The organism is Rhizobium sp. BR 314 (genome assembly GCF_047445805.1).
Taxonomy (GTDB): Bacteria; Pseudomonadota; Alphaproteobacteria; order Rhizobiales; family Rhizobiaceae; genus Rhizobium; species Rhizobium lusitanum_B.
The window spans coordinates 34,899-54,359 of record NZ_JARWLA010000030.1 but is presented as its reverse complement, the minus strand read 5'-3'; the positions used below and the strand labels follow the sequence as shown (position 1 = coordinate 54,359).

At 58.0% G+C, this 19,461-nt stretch carries 19 protein-coding genes; 13 read left to right on the top strand and 6 right to left on the bottom strand.

Annotation, left to right across the window (positions count from 1 at the left end; all coding sequences use genetic code 11):
- Window position 1 precedes the first annotated feature (1 nt).
- From QD461_RS27555 to QD461_RS27525, 7 genes are all read left to right on the top strand, one after another.
- A complete protein-coding gene (locus QD461_RS27555) occupies window positions 2-1,036 on the top strand; it encodes a Gfo/Idh/MocA family protein (RefSeq protein ID WP_414090430.1) in 1,035 nt (344 codons plus the stop codon).
- Window positions 1,033-2,907, top strand: a complete 1,875-nt coding sequence (locus tag QD461_RS27550; protein ID WP_414090429.1) for a hypothetical protein — start codon at window positions 1,033-1,035, stop codon at window positions 2,905-2,907. Before QD461_RS27555 ends, QD461_RS27550 begins: the two co-directional genes overlap by 4 nt.
- A gap of 237 nt (window positions 2,908-3,144) precedes the next feature.
- Window positions 3,145-4,398, top strand: coding sequence for an ABC transporter substrate-binding protein (locus tag QD461_RS27545; RefSeq protein ID WP_414090428.1), 1,254 nt, complete (start codon window positions 3,145-3,147; stop codon window positions 4,396-4,398).
- A 96-nt stretch (window positions 4,399-4,494) separates the two neighbouring features.
- Complete coding sequence (locus tag QD461_RS27540) at window positions 4,495-5,394, top strand: carbohydrate ABC transporter permease (protein WP_414090427.1); 900 nt, start codon at window positions 4,495-4,497, stop codon at window positions 5,392-5,394.
- Entirely contained in the window at window positions 5,391-6,278 is an 888-nt protein-coding gene (locus QD461_RS27535; protein WP_414090426.1) for a carbohydrate ABC transporter permease, read from the top strand. Before QD461_RS27540 ends, QD461_RS27535 begins: the two co-directional genes overlap by 4 nt.
- A 38-nt stretch (window positions 6,279-6,316) precedes the next feature.
- Complete coding sequence (locus QD461_RS27530; protein ID WP_414090425.1) at window positions 6,317-7,831, top strand: DUF5060 domain-containing protein; 1,515 nt, start codon at window positions 6,317-6,319, stop codon at window positions 7,829-7,831.
- Window positions 7,832-7,854: 23 nt separating this feature from the next.
- Complete coding sequence (locus QD461_RS27525) at window positions 7,855-8,922, top strand: ABC transporter ATP-binding protein (protein WP_414090424.1); 1,068 nt, start codon at window positions 7,855-7,857, stop codon at window positions 8,920-8,922.
- A gap of 232 nt (window positions 8,923-9,154) precedes the next feature.
- Here the strand turns inward: QD461_RS27525 and QD461_RS27520 are convergent, their stop codons facing one another.
- A complete protein-coding gene (locus QD461_RS27520) occupies window positions 9,155-10,102 on the bottom strand; it encodes an alpha/beta hydrolase (protein ID WP_414090423.1) in 948 nt (315 codons plus the stop codon).
- Complete coding sequence (locus QD461_RS27515; protein ID WP_414090422.1) at window positions 10,099-10,359, bottom strand: hypothetical protein; 261 nt, start codon at window positions 10,357-10,359, stop codon at window positions 10,099-10,101. The genes QD461_RS27520 and QD461_RS27515 overlap by 4 nt, the downstream gene beginning before the upstream one ends.
- On the opposite strand from QD461_RS27515, the gene QD461_RS27510 reads away from it, so the two are divergent.
- The 5 genes from QD461_RS27510 (at window position 10,347) to QD461_RS27490 (ending at window position 13,167) form a co-directional block, all read left to right on the top strand.
- On the top strand, window positions 10,347-11,099 hold the full coding sequence (locus QD461_RS27510) for a TetR/AcrR family transcriptional regulator (protein WP_414090421.1): 753 nt from the start codon (window positions 10,347-10,349) through the stop codon (window positions 11,097-11,099). The genes QD461_RS27515 and QD461_RS27510 overlap by 13 nt on opposite strands.
- 341 nt (window positions 11,100-11,440) lie before the next feature.
- Window positions 11,441-11,761, top strand: coding sequence for a DMT family transporter (locus tag QD461_RS27505; protein ID WP_414090420.1), 321 nt, complete (start codon window positions 11,441-11,443; stop codon window positions 11,759-11,761).
- Between the two features lie 56 nt (window positions 11,762-11,817).
- Complete coding sequence (locus QD461_RS27500; RefSeq protein WP_414090461.1) at window positions 11,818-12,177, top strand: DMT family transporter; 360 nt, start codon at window positions 11,818-11,820, stop codon at window positions 12,175-12,177.
- Between the two features lie 5 nt (window positions 12,178-12,182).
- Window positions 12,183-12,668, top strand: a complete 486-nt coding sequence (locus QD461_RS27495; RefSeq protein WP_414090419.1) for a nucleoside deaminase — start codon at window positions 12,183-12,185, stop codon at window positions 12,666-12,668.
- A gap of 88 nt (window positions 12,669-12,756) precedes the next feature.
- Window positions 12,757-13,167 (top strand): MarR family winged helix-turn-helix transcriptional regulator, encoded by a 411-nt coding sequence (locus QD461_RS27490; protein WP_414090460.1) that lies wholly within the window; start codon window positions 12,757-12,759, stop codon window positions 13,165-13,167.
- A 44-nt stretch (window positions 13,168-13,211) separates the two neighbouring features.
- Here QD461_RS27490 and QD461_RS27485 read toward each other — a convergent pair whose 3' ends face one another.
- The 4 genes from QD461_RS27485 to QD461_RS27470 all read right to left on the bottom strand — a co-directional run bounded on the left by QD461_RS27485 (window position 13,212) and on the right by QD461_RS27470 (window position 17,711).
- Complete coding sequence (locus tag QD461_RS27485; RefSeq protein WP_414090418.1) at window positions 13,212-14,534, bottom strand: amidase; 1,323 nt, start codon at window positions 14,532-14,534, stop codon at window positions 13,212-13,214.
- Between the two features lie 231 nt (window positions 14,535-14,765).
- A complete protein-coding gene (locus QD461_RS27480; RefSeq protein WP_281414690.1) occupies window positions 14,766-15,509 on the bottom strand; it encodes an amino acid ABC transporter ATP-binding protein in 744 nt (247 codons plus the stop codon).
- A 22-nt stretch (window positions 15,510-15,531) separates the two neighbouring features.
- On the bottom strand, window positions 15,532-16,665 hold the full coding sequence (locus QD461_RS27475; protein WP_414090417.1) for an amino acid ABC transporter permease: 1,134 nt from the start codon (window positions 16,663-16,665) through the stop codon (window positions 15,532-15,534).
- Window positions 16,666-16,856: 191 nt separating this feature from the next.
- Window positions 16,857-17,711, bottom strand: a complete 855-nt coding sequence (locus QD461_RS27470; RefSeq protein ID WP_414090416.1) for an ABC transporter substrate-binding protein — start codon at window positions 17,709-17,711, stop codon at window positions 16,857-16,859.
- Between the two features lie 827 nt (window positions 17,712-18,538).
- On the opposite strand from QD461_RS27470, the gene QD461_RS27465 reads away from it, so the two are divergent.
- The gene (locus QD461_RS27465; RefSeq protein WP_414090415.1) at window positions 18,539-19,459 is read left to right on the top strand and encodes a LysR family transcriptional regulator; all 921 of its coding nucleotides are present in this window, start codon (window positions 18,539-18,541) and stop codon (window positions 19,457-19,459) included.
- The last annotated feature ends 2 nt before the right edge of the window (window positions 19,460-19,461 follow it).

Sequence of the window (19,461 nt, the reverse complement as noted above, 5' to 3'; positions counted from 1 at the left end):
AATGGCAGAACTCAAAGGCGCGTTGATAGGTTGCGGTTTCTTCGCAATCAATCAGATGCACGCATGGCAGGGCGTGAAGGGTGCTCAAATCGTCGCGATCTGCGACCGGGACCCTGAACGACTGAAGCTCGTCGGCGACCAGTTCGGCATCGAGCGTCGCTATGGCGATGCCGCGGCCATGTTTGCAGACGGCGGCTTCGATTTCGTCGATATCGCAACGACGGTGGCAAGTCACCGCGCTCTTGTAGAAATGGCTGCTTCCCATAAAATCCCGGCGATCTGCCAGAAGCCCTTCGCAAAGACGCTGAGTGATGCCAAGGCAATGGTGGCCGTGTGTGCGCAGACCGGCGTACCGTTGATGGTACATGAGAATTTTCGCTGGCAGACACCCATCCAGGCCGTCAAGGCGGTTCTCCAATCGGGTGTGATCGGCGAAGCCTTCTGGGGCCGCTTCTCCTTCCGATCCGGCTTTGATGTCTTCTCCGGCCAGCCCTACCTTGCCGAAGGTGAGCGTTTCATCATCGAGGATCTCGGCATCCATACGCTCGACATCGCTCGCTTCATTCTCGGTGACGTCGCCTCGCTGACGGCCCGCACCAAGCGTATCAATCCGAAGATCAACGGCGAGGATGTCGCCACGATCCTGCTCGACCACGAAAGCGGAGCAACATCGATCGTCGACGTCAGCTATGCCTCCAGGCTTTCCACGGAGCCCTTCCCGGAAACGCTGATCGAACTCGACGGTACGAAGGGCTCGATCAGGCTGTCGCAGGGCTATCGTCTCGAGGTCACCGGACCAGATGGCGTTGCGATCTCCGACGTCTCGCCGCAGCTTCTCTCCTGGGCGTCGCGTCCCTGGCATAATATCCAGGAAAGTGTTCTCGCGATCCAGCAGGATTGGGCCGACCGGCTGGCAGACGGCACAGAGACATCCACGTCCGGAGTAGACAATCTCAAAACGCTCGCGCTCGTCGAAGCGGCCTACGATAGTGCGGCAAGCGGACGGACGGTCGATATCGGAGCGTTGCTGCAATGATCACCGAGATTGATCCGTTTCAGCTCTACGGCACGCGTGACACGGAAACGTCACCCACAAGATTGACGGCAGGGCTGCTCGCAGCGGATTTCAAGGACGGGAACCTGCGGACCATTTGCTATGATGGCGCCGAAGTTTTGCGAGCCGTTTCCTATCTGGTTCGCGATCGGGACTGGGGCACCTATGCGCCTCGGATCGAAGATCTGCGGGTCGATCAGCGTGAAAGCGGGTTTTCCCTAAGCTACATCGCGCGATGCGCCGGGCCCGTCGACACTGAGCTGGCAATCGACGTGAGAATTGCTGCCGAAGAGGGCGAGGCGCTGATCTTCGAGGCCACAGCGCTTTCTGCAAGCGGGTTCGAAACCAACCGTTGCGGCTTTTGCATCCTGCATCCGATCATCGGGGTCGCCGGAATGCCGGTGTCGGTCGAGCATGTCGATGGTCGGCGCGAGGACACGCATTTTCCCGACCTTATCGAACCCTGGCAGCCCTTCAAGGACATGCGAGCGATTACGCACAGCGTCTCACCGCATGTCACGGCCGAGTGCCGCATGGAAGGCGATACTTTCGAAATGGAAGACCAGCGCAACTGGTCCGATGCCTCCTTTAAGACCTATGTTCGGCCCCTCGCCTTGCCATGGCCGTATCATATTCCCGCCGGCGATCCGGTGCGCCAACGCGTCGTTCTCACCCTTGGCGACATGCGACGCTCCACCCACACGCCCGCGACCGCTGCGCGTCCGATCACGCTGAGCCTGGGAGACAAGTCCGGAACCATGCCGGCAATCGGGCTTGTGATCACGCCCGAGGACGCCGAGGCCACCCTTGTTGCCCGCGACCGGCTGCGTGAAATAGCACCGCAAGAGCTCTTGTTTCACTTCGATCCCGGTGCAGGTCACGGCATCAACGCACTCAAATCGTTTGCGGTCATTGCAGCAGGTCACACCGGGCGATCGACCGTGGAAATCGCCTTACCGTGCCACCTTCCCCCAGTCGCTGAAGTGCAGCAAATCGCGACCTTGATGCGAGATGCGGGCTTCAAGCCCGACGCCTTGGTGGTATCGCCGTCGGTTGACCGGCAATCGACGCCCCCAGGCAGCAAGTGGCCCGAATGCCCACCCCTTGAAGAAGTCTACGCAGCCGCTTGCGCCGCCTTTGCTGGTATGCGCCTTGGCGGCGGCATGCTGAGCTACTTCACCGAACTCAACCGCAAACGCGTTCCCACGGACTTGCTTGCATTCATCACCCACTGCACCAATCCCATCGTGCATGCAGCCGACGACCTCAGCGTCATGCAAACGCTGGAGGCATTGCCTTTCATCACACGCTCGGTGCGCGCCATCTACGGCGACAAGCCCTACCGCATCGGCCCTTCGACCATAGCGATGCGACAGAACCCCTATGGCAGCCGGACCATGGACAATCAATGCGGCGGGCGCATCGCCATGGCCAATAGCGATCCACGGCACAATGCGCGTTTCGGCAATGCCTTCGCGCTTGGCTACGCTGCCCGTACCCTTGACGCCGGATTGGAATGCCTGACGCTTTCGGCCTTAACCGGGGCTTTCGGGTTGATCGCCGGCAAAGATGAGCCTTCGGAGCCTGGAATGCCACGGCCGCTCTTTGCTACGGTCTCCACGCTGTCTCGGCTCGCGGGCAGCGCCTGGCAGGAATGCCTCTCATCCGATCCGACAGCCGTTCTCGCTTTCATTACCGGGACCGCCAGATTGTCGCGACAACTCCACCTGGTCAACATCACCCCTCGCCAGCAGGAAGTCGGGCTTGGAGAATTCCGCCTGGTGAAACACCCGGAAGGCCGACGGCTCGCACTCGAAGCCTATGCCACCGCTTCTGTGGACTTGGCAGGCTGACACTCCGTTCCAGCGCACTCTGTGCGCTCCCACAGCCGCAAAAGGACGACAGGCGCCGTCGGAAAACGGAAGCCGGTCACCGGCGGCGGGAGACCTGGGGAGGGCAAGTTGGTGGCAAGGGATGACTGCGCCTGAGAGCGAGCAACATCTGAATGCTGATTAGCTCATCATACCAGTTGACATGTTGATAACTATTTGTCAAAACCGCCATCAGCTTTGCTCAGAGGAGGACGGGAGATGGCTATCAACACCAAATATGCGCGTTGGTTCGGTGCTGCAGCGATCGTTGCGGCGGCATTTTCGGCAACCAATGTTGCCGCAGAAGATCTGACGATGTGGACGCTGAACTTCGACAATGGTGCCGCAAACGGCGCATTGAAGAAGGTAGCGAAGGACTTCGAGGCGGCCAATCCTGGCACCCATGTCGAAATCGTCCAGCGCGGCGTCGACGAGCATAAGACCGCACTTCGCGTGGCGGCAGGCTCCAGCAAGGGCCCGGACATCTATTTCAGCTGGGCGGGCCTCGGCCTCGGCGGCGAATATGTGAAAGCGGGCCTCTCGCTGCCGCTCGACAAGTATTACACCCAGTACAAGTGGGCCGATGAGCTGCTTCCGTCGGCAGCCGCCTTTGCCGATCTTTACCCGGGCGGCAAGCATGGCGTCCCCTTCACCTTCAAGGGCGAGGCGATCTACTACAACAAGAAGCTCTTCCAGAAGGCCGGCATCGCCCAGGAGCCGAAGACCTATGAGGAGCTACTGGCCGCGGCCGATAAGCTCAAGACGGCGGGCATTCCGGCCTTCACCTTTGGCGGCTCGGTCAACTGGCACGTCATGCGCCTGATGGACGTGCTGCTCGAAACCAAATGCGGCGCAGACAAGCATGATGCGCTGATGGCCATGAAGGCCGACTGGACGAAGGAAGCCTGCGCAACCGAGGCTTTCACCGAATTTGCCAAGTGGACGAAGGACTATACGCTGAAGCCGTTCATGGGCATCAGCAATCAGCAATCCTATACGCTGTTCGTCGCCGGCCGCGCTGCGATGATGCTTGAAGGCGACTGGCTGGTCAGCCAGCTGAGTGGCAGCAAGGCCAACCTCGACGACTACGGTGTTATACCTTTCCCGACGAATACGAACCGCCTTTATGGCTTCGCCGAATACAACTACGTCAGCACCAAGAGCAAGAACCCCGATCTTGCCGCCAAATTCCTCGACTACTTCCTGTCGACCAAGGTGCAGCAGGATCTCGTCGGCCAGATCAGCTCAATCTCGGTCAACAAGAATGTCCAGTATAAAGACCAGAAGCCGCTCGAGGCGAAATGGCTCGAGATCTTCAAGACCTACGGCAAGGTCTACATGAATGGCGACCAGGCCTTCCCACTTGACGTTACCACCGAATACTTCCGGGTGATCAACGACGTCGCTTCCGGCAACATTCAGCCAGCCGATGCTGCCAAGCAGTTGCAGAGCTTCATCTCCGGTCGCACCTGATCGATCGAGGGAGGTCGCCACTCCGATTGCCAGCCGCGGCGGACGGCTTCCCTCACCCTTATGCCCAAGCATCACTTGCCGCCGGGAGCAACCAGAATGTCATTGCGCAACAGAACCCAGGATCCCCGCGTTCAGGCGGCAATATTGCTTGCCCCGGCCATGCTGATCTACGCGATTTTCGCGCTTTATCCGATGCTGAACGTGGTGGTGCTGAGCTTCCAGAAATGGAACGGCCTCGATCCGCAGCGCCCGTTCGTCGGCCTGGCGAACTACCAATATGTCTTCACACAAGACCCCGTCTTCTGGGTCGCGTTCCGCAACACCGTGATCTGGACGATCATGTGCGTGATCTTCCCGCCCATGGTCGGCCTGTTGCTGGCCCTCAGCCTCAATCAGAAGCTCTTTGCTCGCAATACTTTCCGCGCCATCTTCTATCTGCCTGTCATCATCGCGCCGATCGCAGTCGCGACAATGTGGAAGTGGATGTACGATCCATTCTTCGGTCTCTTCACCGAAATCCTGACGTCGATGGGCCTGCAGGATTGGATCCAGGACTGGCTCGGCAACAAGGATATCGCGCTTTATTCCGTCTTCGTTGCCTACCTCTGGCAGTCCGTCGGCTTCTCCATGGTTCTCTTCCTTGCCGGTCTGCAGAGTGTCTCGCAAACGCTAGTCGAGGCGGCGCGCATCGACGGCGCAGGGCGCTTTAACATCTTCCGCTACGTGACCCTGCCTGCCCTGCGCACGACATTGACCATCGTGCTGGTGCTCTCGGTCATCTCCTCGCTGAAGGCCTTCGATATCGTCTACGGCCTGACCGGTGGTGGCCCGGCGCAATCCACGCAGATGCTGGCACTCTGGGCGTTCACCCAAGCCATGCAGATCTTCGATTTTGGCCGCGGTGCGGCGATATCGGTCGTGCTTTTGCTGATCACCATCGTCGTCGTCATTCCATACCTGCGCTGGACGCAGAAGCACGAGGAGGCCGAACAATGACGGCAGCATCGGCAACATCAATATCAGACAGCTTCGAGACCATCATCCCGGCGAAGCGCAAGCGCGATCCTGTCTTGATCAGCCTGTGGATCGCGCTTCTCGTCATCGCCGCCATCTGGCTCGCGCCCTTTGTGTTCATCGTCTTTACCTCGTTGAAGACCCAGGCCGACGTGACGTCGACCGGCGCGTTCATGCCGCCGCTCGAGCCGGCATTCGCAAACTATTCGAGCGCCTGGGGGCGCGGCAATTTCGCAAGCGCTTTTCTAAACAGTACGATCATCACCGTGATCAAGGTGCCGATCGGGCTCTTTCTCTCGGCAATGGCGGCCTATGCGCTTGCCAAGATCCGGCTGAAGTTCAGCAAGCTGCTGCTGCTTGCGATCGTCTTCGGCACCATGATCCCCTTTCAGGTGATGCTGGCGCCGCTGTTTACGTTAGTCAACTCGCTGGGGCTGATCGACACCTATCCCGGCGTGATCCTGCCTTATATTGCCTTCGGCGTGCCCTACCAGGTGTTCATCCTGCACGGATTCTTCAGAGGCATTCCAAAGGAACTGTCGGAAGCAGCCTTGATCGATGGCGCAAGCCATTTCACCATTTTTCGGCGGATATTCCTGCCCGTCTGCCTGCCGGTCCTTGCGGCATTGTTGATCCTCGACTTCGTCTCCACCTGGAACGAATTCGCAATGGCGCTCGTGCTTCTGCAGGACCAGCACATGTGGACACTGCCGCTCGGGCTGATGTCCTTCCAGGGCCAGTTTTCCAATGATTACGGCCAGTTGAATGCAGCAATCGTCATGACCGTGCTGCCGGCCACCATCGTCTATTTGATCTTCCAGCGCTACTTCGTCTCCGGCCTCACCTCCGGCGCAGTCAAGGGCTGAGCGGTCGTACCATCCATATATCTTCCGAGGAGAATATCATGTCCAACGCGTCCGTCGAAAAATGGGGTGTTTTCGAAGCGGCCTTCAATGGCCCTTCCAGTGGCAATCCCTATCTCGATGTAGCATTCGATGCTGTTTTCAGCCAGAACAGCCGCGAGGTTCGCGTGCCCGGCTTTTACGATGGCGACGGCGTCTATCGCGTTCGATTCATGCCCGACAATGAAGGCGAATGGTCATTCCGCACACGCTCGACGACATCGGCACTCGACGGCAAAACCGGCGCCTTCGTCGCGACCAAGCCATCGACGGGCAACCATGGCCCCGTGCACGTCCACAACAAGTTCCACTTCGCCTATGCTGACGGCAAGCCCTTCCTGTCGTTCGGCACCACCTGCTATGCCTGGACACACCAGCCACTCGACATGCAGGCCCAGACGCTCGAAACGCTGAAGACGTCGCGCTTCAACAAGATCCGCATGGGCGTCTTCCCCAAGGACTATCCCTATAACGTCAACGAACCGCTTTACGCCTGCTTCGAAAAGGACGCAGACGGCAATGAGGACTTCGATCGTCCGAACCCAGTCCTCTTCCGCCATTTCGAGGGCCAGGTCGCGGCGCTCTGCGATCTCGGCATCGAGGCCGACATCATCATGTTCCACCCCTACGACCGCTGGGGCTATGCCGACATGTCGGCCGAACAGGATTTTCGTTACGTCGCCTATCTTGCCGCTCGCCTGGCCGCCTATCGCAACGTCTGGTGGGCGCTTGCCAACGAATATGACTTCCTGCTCGACACTAAGCCGCTGCAGCAGTGGGACCGCTATTTCCACATTCTCGAAGAGAACGATCCTTACGGCCACTTGAAGTCGATCCACAATGGTGAGCCGACGATGAACTTCGATCATCGCAAGCCCTGGGTCACCCATGCCTGCATTCAGAACTGGGACGTGAAGCGCACGCAGGAATGGCGTGAAGCCTATGGCAAGCCCGTCGTAAACGACGAGCCGGAATATGAGGGCAACATCGTCCAGTCATGGGGCAACCTGACGGCCGAGGAACTGGTGCATCGTTTCTGGATCACCGTAACACGCGGCGGCTATGCCGGGCACGGCGAAACCTACTCGAATCCGCAAGACCTCATCTGGTGGGCGAAGGGCGGCGAACTGCGTGGCGAGGCCTGGAAGCGTATCGGCTTCCTGCGCGATCTCCTCGAGCAGGATGTCATCAACGGCCTCGAGCCGATGGCTTCTTTCGGCGAATGGCCATGGACCCGCGTCTCCGGCGCGCATGACGGGGATGTCAGCTACATCTATCTCGGCGAACATCAGCCCGTCGTCTGGTCAACCGGTTTGCCGAAGGATGGAACCGACTATGATGTCGACGTCATCGACACATGGGAGATGACGATTACGCCGGCAAGGAAGGTGGACGCACCGATCCCGCATCCGACGCGCCATGGCGCCATCGTGCGCGGCGGCAAAGCGGATGCCGCTTTCGGTGTTGAACTGCCAGGCAAGCCATACCAGGCGCTTCGCATCCGCAAGAAGCACTGATCGGTCCAGAAGGGAAGAATGTCATGTCCGGGTTGACCATCAATAACGTCAGGAAGTCCTACGGCGCGGTAAACATCATCCACGGTGTCGATGTAGAGATCTCGGACGGCGAATTCGTCATTCTCGTCGGCCCCTCGGGCTGCGGCAAGTCAACGTTGTTGCGTATGATTGCCGGCCTTGAGGATATCACCGGCGGTGAAATCTCGATTGGTGGGCGGGTCGTCAATGACCTGCCGCCGAAGGATCGCGACATCGCCATGGTGTTCCAGAATTATGCGCTCTATCCGCAGATGACGGTGGCGCAGAACATGGGCTTTGCACTGCAGCTCGCCGGCGCAAAGCGAGCCGAGATAGACCAGAAAGTTGGCGATGCCGCCAAGATACTGGGACTGCAGCCGCTTTTGGATCGCAAGCCCGCTCAACTTTCCGGAGGTCAACGCCAGCGTGTCGCCATGGGCCGCGCCATCGTGCGAGATCCAAAAGTTTTCCTGTTTGACGAACCGCTCTCCAACCTTGACGCCAAACTGCGCGTCAAGATGCGCGCCGAAATCAAGGCACTGCACCAGCGCTTGAGGACAACGATCGTCTATGTGACCCACGACCAGATCGAGGCCATGACCATGGCCGATAAGATCGTCGTCCTTCAGGGTGGGAAGGTAGAACAGGTGGGCTCGCCGCTCGAGCTATATGACCGGCCGAGAAACGTCTTCGTTGCGGGCTTCCTCGGCTCACCGGCTATGAACTTCCTCGAAGGCAAAGTCACCGGCGGCACCTCGCCGGCCCTTATGTTGGCAACCGGAGCTCGCATCGAACTCTCCAACGCTCCCGGCCAGTCGGATGGGCGCGAAGTTGTTTTGGGCATACGCCCGGAAGATATCTCCTTCGCTTCCGAAGGCGGTGTGACTGCAACCGTCAATGTTGTTGAGCCTACAGGCTCGGAAACGCACGTCGCACTTGATCTGGAAGGCAAGGAGCTTACCTGGGTCATGCGGGAACGAGCCGAGCTCGTCCCCGGACAGAAAATACAAATCTCGTTCAAAGCCCCGAGCCTGCATTTCTTTGATAAGGCAAGTCAGCAGCGATTGTCGTGATGCCCGCCCACCTTGCGGCAATTGTTCTGCCTGTTGGATGTCTGTCAGGTCGCATCGATTACATTGAGTGCGCGACGCAAGGACTGCTCCGCGCTGCTCACGGGCCTAGGCAGACAGGGCGGCCCCCGCAACAAAGACAAATCACATCGGCTGTGATCACAGCAGTAAAGCAAGGGCGCCTGTACTATTCCAGTTCAGAGTGCGCGCTTCGGCTTCACATCTGAAACGTTCATCAGGAAGCTCCCGATTTTCCAAAGCGGGCTTTGATCGCTTCCCGGCTTATATCGAAAAGCACCCGACTGGCCGGGGCCATTCCCAAGAAGTGGATGCAGACGTGGATCATACCCGACAGTCGGTGCAGTTGAGTGGCAACGCCTGCCTCGCAGAGGCTGCGAGCATACTGCTCGCCTTCATCCCGTAGCGGATCGAACTCGGCAGTCAGAATCGTCGCCGGTGGTAAGCCGGCTAAATTCTGATTGCGCAAGGGCGATGCATATGGGCTGCCACCATCGGCGATGTCGGCGAGGTAGTATGACCAGCACGCCTTCATTGCCGCACGCGTGAGCATATGACCGGTGTCGAACTCCTCGTAGGACTCCGTCTCGAACCCAAAATTGGTGACGGGATAAAAAAGGAGCTGGTGGACGATATTCGGTCCATTCCGGTCGCGCGCCATTGACGCCGCAGCGGCAGCGAGATTGCCTCCAGCACTGTCGCCGGCAACGATCAATCGGCTTGGATCGGCGCCTATCTTTTGCGCATTGGCGGCAACCCAGCTCACGGCGGCATAATAATCCTCGAGTGGAGTCGGAAATTTGAACTCTGGCGCGAGCCGGTAATCCACGGAGGCGACGACGCATTCTGTGGCATTGGCCAGTGAACGGCAGGGGTTGTCGTAGTCGTCGAGCGTACAACGAAACCAGCCGCCCCCATGCGCGAAAACGATCACTGGTGCGGGATCGGACAGTGGTACGATCGGCTTATAAATCCTGACGAGAATGGCCGCACCATCGACCGTCGACACACTAAATGTGTCGATCTGCGCGACCTGCTCAGTAGGTCCTTGGAGCTGAACAAGTCCTTTGGACGCAGCCCGTGCCTCTTCGAGCGACAGACTTTCTAGCGGCGGAGCCGATGCGATCCGTTTCAAAAAGGCAGCAATATCGGAGTCGAGTGTCATCGTCTTTTCTTTCTCTCGGCAAATGTGGTCGGGGATGTCGGCAAAGCGTTGTGGCCGGCGTCAAGGCTGAAAACGAATAGGCCGAGGTTTTGTGTCAGCGGTCCGAGGTCGGCCGATTCCGGGATAACAGTCAGGCCGGTTTTCAGATGCTGGCGAAGCACGCCCTGCGCTGGAAATCCGCCGACCGCCGCAAACGGTTCGCAACCCTGCTTGCAGCGATCATCTGAGGGGAGCTTGATGGCAATTGCCCCTGACATCGTGTATCTCCTATGCACTGCACAGTGCAGTGCCAGATTTATTACACTGCACTGTGCAGTGCAGTCAACAGGAGAAGATTGCCTTGGCAGATCCGCGTGCTGTGAAGACCGTTTCCCCGAGCAAAGCCGCCACTCGCGCGGCGATACCCAAACGGGACGCCATTCTGGAAGCAGCGATGCGTGTGTTCCTCGCTCACGGTTATGAGGGCGCGAGCATGGACCTTGTGGCAAAGGAGTCCGGCGCCGCCAGGCGAACGGTCTACAATCAGTTTGAGAGCAAGGAGGCGCTGTTTTCGGCGGCCGTCGAGTGTGTTTGGCGGGACTTTCCGGTGGTCGAGATTGCCGCCGACATGGAGGCATTGCGCGATCCCGCCATCGGTCTCGGCCGACTCGGCAAGGCTGTGGTCGATTTCTGGGAACCGCCCGTTGCGGTCGCATTCCTTCGCATGGTCATCAGTGAGGGTGCGCGCTTTCCTGACCTGCCGCGCAATTTCTTCGAGGCAGGGAAAGCGCCGGCCATGCGTGCTCTTATCGGCTATCTGAAACAGATCCACGAGTACGGAGCGCTCGACATCCCCGATGCGGAGCTTGCCGCACGTCAATTTCTAGGCTTGCTCAACGAGCCCTTGCTTTGGCTGCGTGTGGTAGGCGTTGGAGAACCGCCCTCTAAAGCTGAACGCCAGCGCGTCGTCGAAGAAGCCGTCATGATGATGATGGCGCGGTACAGCTCAAGCGGTTGAGCCTGATCTGAGTCCCAGCCCCCTCTCCCACGCGGATTGCCAGAGCACCGATCGCCCTGGTCGATACCACTGCCCCCGCGGCCGAGCTGGCAGTCGATATCCCGGCAACTCGTGGCAGCAACGCGGAGTGGCTTGTAGGAACCCTGCCTCTTACGCACATGCGACCAAATTCGGGCGTATAGTTATTTGTACATGCAAATAGATTGACATCCCGCGCGTCGGCATTATATTGCATGTACATACATTAATCTAATACGAATGATGACAACCCTCAACGTAGCTATCAGCCGATCCGTCGCCCCGGCTGTAGCAGACCACCCCAGCAACGAAAGGACACCCCAATGAGCTGGCTCTATCTTGGCATCGCCGTGATCTTTGAGATCGCAGTGGCAATAAGCGCAGGCAATGCAAAAGGTTTCACGAAAATTGGCTGGACCATCGCCACCCTCCTCAGCGGCGCAATCGCCACCTACTTCCTGAGCCTTGCACTTCTCACCTTCGACGTTGGCGTCGGCTACGCCATCTGGACTTCCGTTGCAGGAGTCGGGATCGCCATTTTGGGCGCGCTGTTCTTCGGACAGGGACTGAACTGGAAAAAGGCGCTCGGTATAGCCCTCGTCATCGGTGGCGTCGTCGGCCTGCGGCTCAGCGGTGCAGCATAAGGCACCGCCCTCCTCCTCAATCCCATCTCACCTGAAAGGAAACCAAAGTGACAACCATGGACCACAAATCCCAAAGCGGCGGACGCGCATGGATCATGCTGCTGCTCGCCAGCGCCTTTGAAGTCGGCTACGCGCTCAGCGTCGGGGGCAGCCAGGCCTTCACCGTCTTGAGCTGGTCAGCCGCGGCGCTCGTTTTCTTCCTGCTGACGCTGTATTTTCTAAGCTCGGCGCTGCGAACCATCGATGTCGGGATCGGCTATGCGGTATGGGCCGGCATCGGCTCAGTCGGCGCCGCCATTCTCGGTAGCGTCCTGTTGCATCAACCCCTGACGCTCTCTCAAGGTTTCTGGCTGGCGGTCATCATCGCTGGTGTCGTCTGGCTGAAACTCGCCGACAGCGCAAAACTGAAGGGGTAAACCTGATGACCACCGATGCTTTGCCCCGCTACAAGCAACTCATGGAGGAGGCCGTCGCCTTCTCCGTGGATCATGTCCACGACGGCGGTATTCCATTCACTGCTCTCGTCGTCGATCAGGCTGGTGCGATCGTAGGACGTGGCGTCAATCGCGTCCAGGAACATCACGATCCAACCGCCCATGCGGAAGTCGAGGCGATACGTGATGCTTGCCGTGCACATGGTGCAACCCATCTCCACGGGGCAACGCTACTGGCATCAGGGGAGCCTTGCGCGATGTGTTACATGAGCGCGCTCTATGCAGGTATCTCGCAAGTCTTCTTCGCGGTCGACCGTGATGAGGCTGCGGCACAGGGCTTCGATTATCGCGGCACCTACAGTCTCTTCGCCGACGATCCGCAAACCTGGCGGTCGCCGATGGTAAGCAAACTCGCGGTCTCGGAAGGATTGCGCCCCTTTTTGGCGTTTAGCTCGGGGTTAAGCAGGTCGTAACAGCGCGGACTCCCCTTGAGTCAATGCTTGCATGGACATACATAGGAAGGAAGTCCGGCTGACAGGTCAACAGGAGTCCGTGCCGATCATGTCAAAGCGAAGCGATTCATGGCTCAAGCTCATTCACGTGATAGCCAATATCGAAACTGACCTGGGAAAGGTCCTGCAGGACAAGCACGGGCTTGGCCTATCGGACTACAGGGCGATCGAGGTCTTGTCTCGATCACCCGGTTGCGAGCTGCGTATGCAGGAACTGGCCTCGCATCTGCGCCTGAACCAAAGCTCGGTCTCGCGGATGGTGGAACGCTTGGAGCGCAGCGAGCTAACCATCCGCGATCTTTGCCCGGACGACAAGCGCGGAGTCTACACAGTCTTGACCGACAAGGGCCGCTTGCGCCTAGAAAGCGCGCAGCCTGACTACGAGGCGGCCTTGACGGCTGCCCTCAAAGAGCATGGTTGCGAGGAGTTGTTGGCCAGCAGATTCACGCAGATAAGCTAGGGAGCACCGGGCATTGGCGCGTGCAATGAAGGCGCTGATCCCTATCAGGGACCAATCGCAGCCAACAGCTTTTCGACACCTGCTGCCCAACCCAGAAGCCGCCGGTCCGATCCGTTGCGCGCCATCAAGGTCAGTCCTGCTGGCAAGGAAAGTTGAGGCAAGGGAATCGAGATGGCAGTTAAGTCGAATTGATTTGCAATCTGCGTGTTTCTCAGGAGGAGAGCCTCCGTTTGTTCTGCAAAGGCTATATCAGCAATGATATGGTCGATACGGGGCGCAAAGATTGGAGCCGTTGGCATCACGAGTGCATCGAAGCATGTCAGGCGATCATCCATCTCCGCGATCAATTCACTACGCGTACGCATCATCCGCAAATAGGCCCAGGCAGGAAAATTCAGCCGACGCCTCAATGGTTCGGAGACGCGTGGATTAACAGGCCCGATACCGGCCTGGAGCCAATCGGCATGAATTTCGGCCGCCTCAACAGAGGCAATGGACGCTTCGCTGGTCGCCGCACGCATCCGTTCGAGGAGGTCGTCGATATCGAATTCCGAAACCAACGCGCCATTCTTCCGCAACAGGTCCAGAGCATTTTCCAAGCCCGCCGCGATTTCACCGTGAACATCACTCAGCAAATATCCCTTTGGCACCCCTACTCGGATACCCTCCAAAGGAAGTGCAGTCACCGCATTTGCTATTTCCCCTGCCATGATAGCGTCCGCGAATGCGCACTCAGCAACTGAACGTGCAATCGGGCCAATAGAATCGAGCGACGGCGACAGCGGAAAGGCACCATCGCTTGGAATGCGTCGAGCCGTCGGTTTGAAACCGACAACGCCATTCAATGCCGCGGGGATGCGAACGGAGCCACCAGTGTCTGACCCTATTGCTATATCGCTGGTACGTTCGGCCACGGACACGGCCGCACCAGAAGATGAACCTCCCGGAATAAGCTCCGAATTGCAGGCATTGGCGGCCGTGCCGTAGTGTGGATTGACTCCAGTGGTGGTGAAACAGAATTCGTCGAGGTTTGTTTTACCAAGGATAATGGCACCGGCTCCCCGCAGGCGCTGGACCACCAAGGCATCCATTTGGGCAGGCTGTGCATCGCGCCGAATAACCGAACCGGCAAGCGTAGGCTCGCCAGCTACGTCAAAAATATCTTTGATCGATATGATCGTACCGTCGAGAGGTCCCAAGAGCGCATTTGAGTGGCGACGGCGATCCGAAGCGTCGGCGGCAACGCGCGCCTCCTTGTGATAGACCTTCAAGAACGTATGCTCGCTGCTGCTCCGATCCTCCAACGCCGCCAAAATCCGCTCTAACCGGCTGCGCGCAGTTGTCGTTGCATTCTGGTCATCAATCATAGAACCGGCTACTCCCACCGAGCGATACGCTCCTGCTCAGGCGCTCGCTGAACCACTGGCCTGCGTTACAATATTACGGCAAGCGCTGTCTAAGCAGGCCGCTTAATACCCATACCGATCTTCATTCGATTCGCCCAACGCTATGGGACTGAAAGAACAGAGAATCTGGCCGGAGCGATGGATAACCATCGCTCCGGCCAGAGCCAATCTTGTGGTTCAAACCTGAATTTCCTACAGCCGTCCTGCCTCGATAATGCTCTGCAGGAAGCTGCGCGTGCGCTCCTCCTTCGGGTCGCCGAAAATCTGGGACGGAGGACCTTCCTCATGAACCTTGCCACCATAAAGGAAGCAGACCTTGCTCGCCACTTCGCGCGCAAATCCCATTTCATGTGTAGCCAGCAGCATGGTCATGCCCTCGGCCGCGAGATCGCGCACGATGTTCAATACCTCGGACACCAATTCGGGATCGAGCGCCGAGGTAATTTCGTCCAAAAGCAGCACCGATGGCCCCATCGCCAGCGCCCGCACGATCGCGACGCGCTGTTGCTGGCCGCCAGACAGCTGGTCGGGATAGGCAGTCGCTCGATGTTCGAGGCCGATACGCTTCAACAATGACAGGGCGCGGGCTTCGGCCTCCCCGCGCTTCTGACCCAGAACCTTGGTCGGCGCGAGCATGACATTCTCAACCACGCTCATATGCGGAAACAGATTATAGCTCTGGAACACGATGCCGACATCACGCCGGAGCGCATTGACGTCGACACCAGGGCCGGACATGCGGTCGCCGTGGAAGCGGATCTCGCCATCCTGGATCTGCTCCAGTCCATTGAGGCAGCGCAGCAAGGTGGACTTACCGCAACCGGAAGGTCCGATCAGGCAGACGACTTGATGCTCGTCCACGTCGAGGTTCAGCCCGTCGAGTATCTTCACGTGGCCATAGGATTTCGTCAGGTTGCGAATTTCGATCATCGCCATCGGTCGTACCTTTCCAAATCAGCTATGACTGCGTGCGGCGCTGCTCACGCTCGAGCAGCCTGTCCACGAAGCGGGCTTGTGGGATAGTGATCACGATGAAGAGCAGAGCTACCGTCGTTACCGGCGACAGATTAAAACTGTTGGCGCCGACGATACGTGCCTGATTGAATGCATCGATCGAGCCAATGACATTGACGAGCGCCGTATCCTTCTGCAGGCCGATGAAATCGTTAAGCAGCGGCGGGATGATACGCCGTACCGCCTGCGGCAGCACGACATAACGCAGGGTCTGCATGTAGGACAGGCCGAGAGATCGAGCCGCCGCAACCTGGCTGCGGTGAATACTGTCGATACCGGACCGGTAGACCTCGGCGACATAGGCACCATAAGTGAGAGTAAGCGCTATAATCGCATAGGATTCCGGCGACAGATCCTTCAGATAGGGCAAGCCTGTCAGCGGGATGCCGAAGCCGATGAGATAGATATTGATGATCGCCGGCATGCCGCGAAACATATCCGTGTAAATGGTCGCGATCATGCGGACGGGCCGACCGGCCTCGCCCGGCATCAGCCGGGCGATCGCGACGATGAGGCCCCAGATCAGCACCAGCACTTCTGCGAGCACGAATATGTAAACGTTAACCCAGAAGGCCTTGAGCACGAGGCCGAAGGAGCTGAAAATCAATGGCAGCTGCACGAAGGTACGGCTGACTGCGAGATCGTTGGCCATTAGGAATTGCGCACCAGCTAGCAGGAGCACAATAACAGCCCCGTAGCCTAACGTCGAAAAGGCGGACTCGCGTGATGCTGCGGCGGCGATCCGTGCAGCAATCAGGTCATTGCCGGCAAGAGCATTTTTGGCCATGACGGATGCACGCCACGAATTGGTCGCCGGCCGCAGCAGCAACAGCATGACGAGACCGCACAGCACCAACAAGGCAGCCGAGACACTGCCACCGACATCAAGTTCGGTCAGTGCTCCATAGATGTCGCGCAGGGTTTTCCAGCTAGCAAGCAGGATGAAGATGCTGACGATCAAAGCGGTCGCGGCCCAGTTCGTCGTGTCTTTCGGCGGTGCGCTGGCACTCCAGCTACGTCCGCCCTCATAAAGACCAAGCAGTGGCTTGGTCCCCGGTTTAGGGGTATTTTCAGACATCTCATGCCTCTGCTTTGAAGGCATTTTCCGGAATGGACTTGGTTTCTCGATGGAAAATGCGTCAGAACAAATCTGGGCGAAGGTGCCGTTCCCCATTCCGTCCGATGTCGGAAAAATCCCGGCAAAATCAGGCAATTATGGGAACGGCAGCACCGGATCGCCAGAGATGACGATCCGGTGCGATAGCCAGATCAGGGCTTGAGATAGGGGATTTGGGCCGGATCTGCACCCCAGGCATCGGCGAGATATTTCTTGGAGAGGCCGGCAAGGGTGCCGTCCTTCTTCATGTCTTCAATCATCTTGTTGAATGCAGTCTCGTTGGGTGACCCCTTGGGGTAGAGAGCACCATAGGACTCGCCCGTCGTGTACTGATAAGGCACTCCGATCATACCATGCGAATTGGTGGCGACCCCGAGCATAATCGAGGTGTCATGCAAGGCTGCATCGATCTGGTTGGACATCAGAGCTGTGGACAGCACGCCGGTATCAGAGAAAACCTTGACCTCCTTGGGCTTCAGCTTCTGATCGACAAAATTCGCACCGGTGGTGCCCTGCATCACGCCGAAGCGCATGTCCTTCACCGTATCGGCCGTGTATTTTGTACCCTTCTTGACCGCCACTCCGATATCGGAATCGAAATAGGGCGTCGAGAAATCAACCACCTTCTTGCGCTTGTCGGTGATGGAAATCTCAGCCAGCGCAATATCGAAATCCTTGGTCTGGGCGGCGACAAGCGCGTCAAAAGACACGTTGACGACCTTCACCTTGTCGAGGCCGGCGCGATAGGCCATGTTGACGGCCATGCAATATTCGTAGCCGTCCTTCATTGCATCTGGTGAATCGCCATTCCACCAAGCTGGTGCCGGCAGCGTGGTCTGAACAGTCAACTGCCCGGCAACTGCCGGCTTGATCGGATCAGATCCCTTCGTCCCTGTAATTTCACAATTCCCGATCTTTTCCGCCATGGCAGGAATTGCTGCGCCAAGCAGCACCGCGCCACAGATCAGACTTCCGACAATAGAGTGCTTTCCCACACGAGTTTTCATATCCAAGTTCTCCTCCCCTTATAATTTATCATTATTTCGCCGCCCCATGCAGAAACGGATTTTTCCGTCCTGTGGCGCTCGCGGTCCTCACAAAACATTTGTGACTCAGAGCTTTTGTAAACACAAGCACCGTTTGCAACGAGTTTATGACGGGTCAGTCTATTAAGTCGCGTCAGACTCTCCCGACTTGTTTTCAACGCCTCAGCTCCGTGCCGTTACAGCACGCTTTCCTTACAACAGACTATCCGGCGCCCACGTCCAAAGCGCATAAAGATCTCGGCGACCCGGATCCCAAAGAGATTTGGCCCGGCGGTGATCTGGCTGACGATTGCAGAATGGATTTTCGGCCATTGGAACGATGTTTCGGCAACGCGAATGAATGACCAGCGAGCGGCCTTCTGAGCAAGCGCCAGCCAGGAAGCTGAGCAGCGCTTCAAGAGGCAACTATTTTTCAATGGGCGATGATCTGTGGTGGAAAGCGATGGTTCTTGTAGCTGATGGTCGGCGTGTTGATCGCGCTCAATTAGCAATCAACCGTTGAGCCACCAACAACGTCACAACGCCCTAGAAACATCCCAGAATCGCTCGTGCCGATGATCATGCATTCACGCACGGCTTGTTGTTGTCGCTGTCGCACGTACCGACAGCTTAGCGCATTCTCGTTGAGGGCCTGCCCTGACATCCTCGCGGGCGAAACATATGGCATACCGCTGGTGACGGGGATTGTTCGATATAACCGAAAGTTATAACTTTTTGATATTGCGCTCCAAATTCGCATACAGGATCATCCATTGCACGTGAACCTGGGTATGTGAGCTCGCGATGCGATGAAGTACGGTTTTGACCTCGACCAGTTGGAAATGTTTCGTCTTGTCATCGAACGGGGAAGTCTAAGCCGCGTCGCCGAAGACTGCGGAATTACGCAGCCAGGGGTCAGCAAGTCGATCCGCCGCTTGGAACAGGGCCTGGGCTTCAAGCTCTTTGAGCGTATACGAGGCAAGACTACTCCTACTCACGAAGCCATGCTGTTCTACGAAACCGTGAAAGCGACCCTTGCGGGAGCAACGCGGCTTGCCGAGCGAGCAAGGGAGATCGCCGAGAACAAGGTTGGTTCACTTCAGATTATCAGCCATCCGTTCGGCGCCGTCACCGTACTCCCGGCGATCATACAGGAATTCAGGCTTACACACCCTGATGTGCACATCAGGGTCCAGACCGCCAACTCGCCGCAATTGAGTGAGCTTGCCCGCACCAATGCGTTCGATATCGGACTGGCGGAGCCGCCGCTGGACAAGCGAAGCCTGAGAACGAGCCTTCACAGTCTGAAATGTGTTTGTGTCATGCTGGCAGATCACCCGCTCGCCAGCAGCTCATTTGTCACACTTAAGGATTTCGCCGGATTTCCATTCGTGGTGTCGGCTCGCGATCAACCGTTCCATCTGTCGCTGCGCCAACTCTTCGACAAGGAGGGCATTACATGGAATCCGGCGGTGGAGGTCGACATGGGGGCAATGGAAGTCGAACTCATCCTGCGTGGCATCGGGATTGGGGTCCTCGACGAACTCACGGCCGCCAAACATCAGAGCCGTGGCCTCGTTGCACGCCCTCTGCGCCCGGCACCCCGATATGAGTTTTTAGTGTTTCAGCCCAATCGGCAGGCGTCACTGATTGCGTCGGATTTCACAAAACTCTTGAAGGCGCGGTTTCGCGCGGTTCACCACAAGGATGAAGACGCTAGCAACAGCTAGCC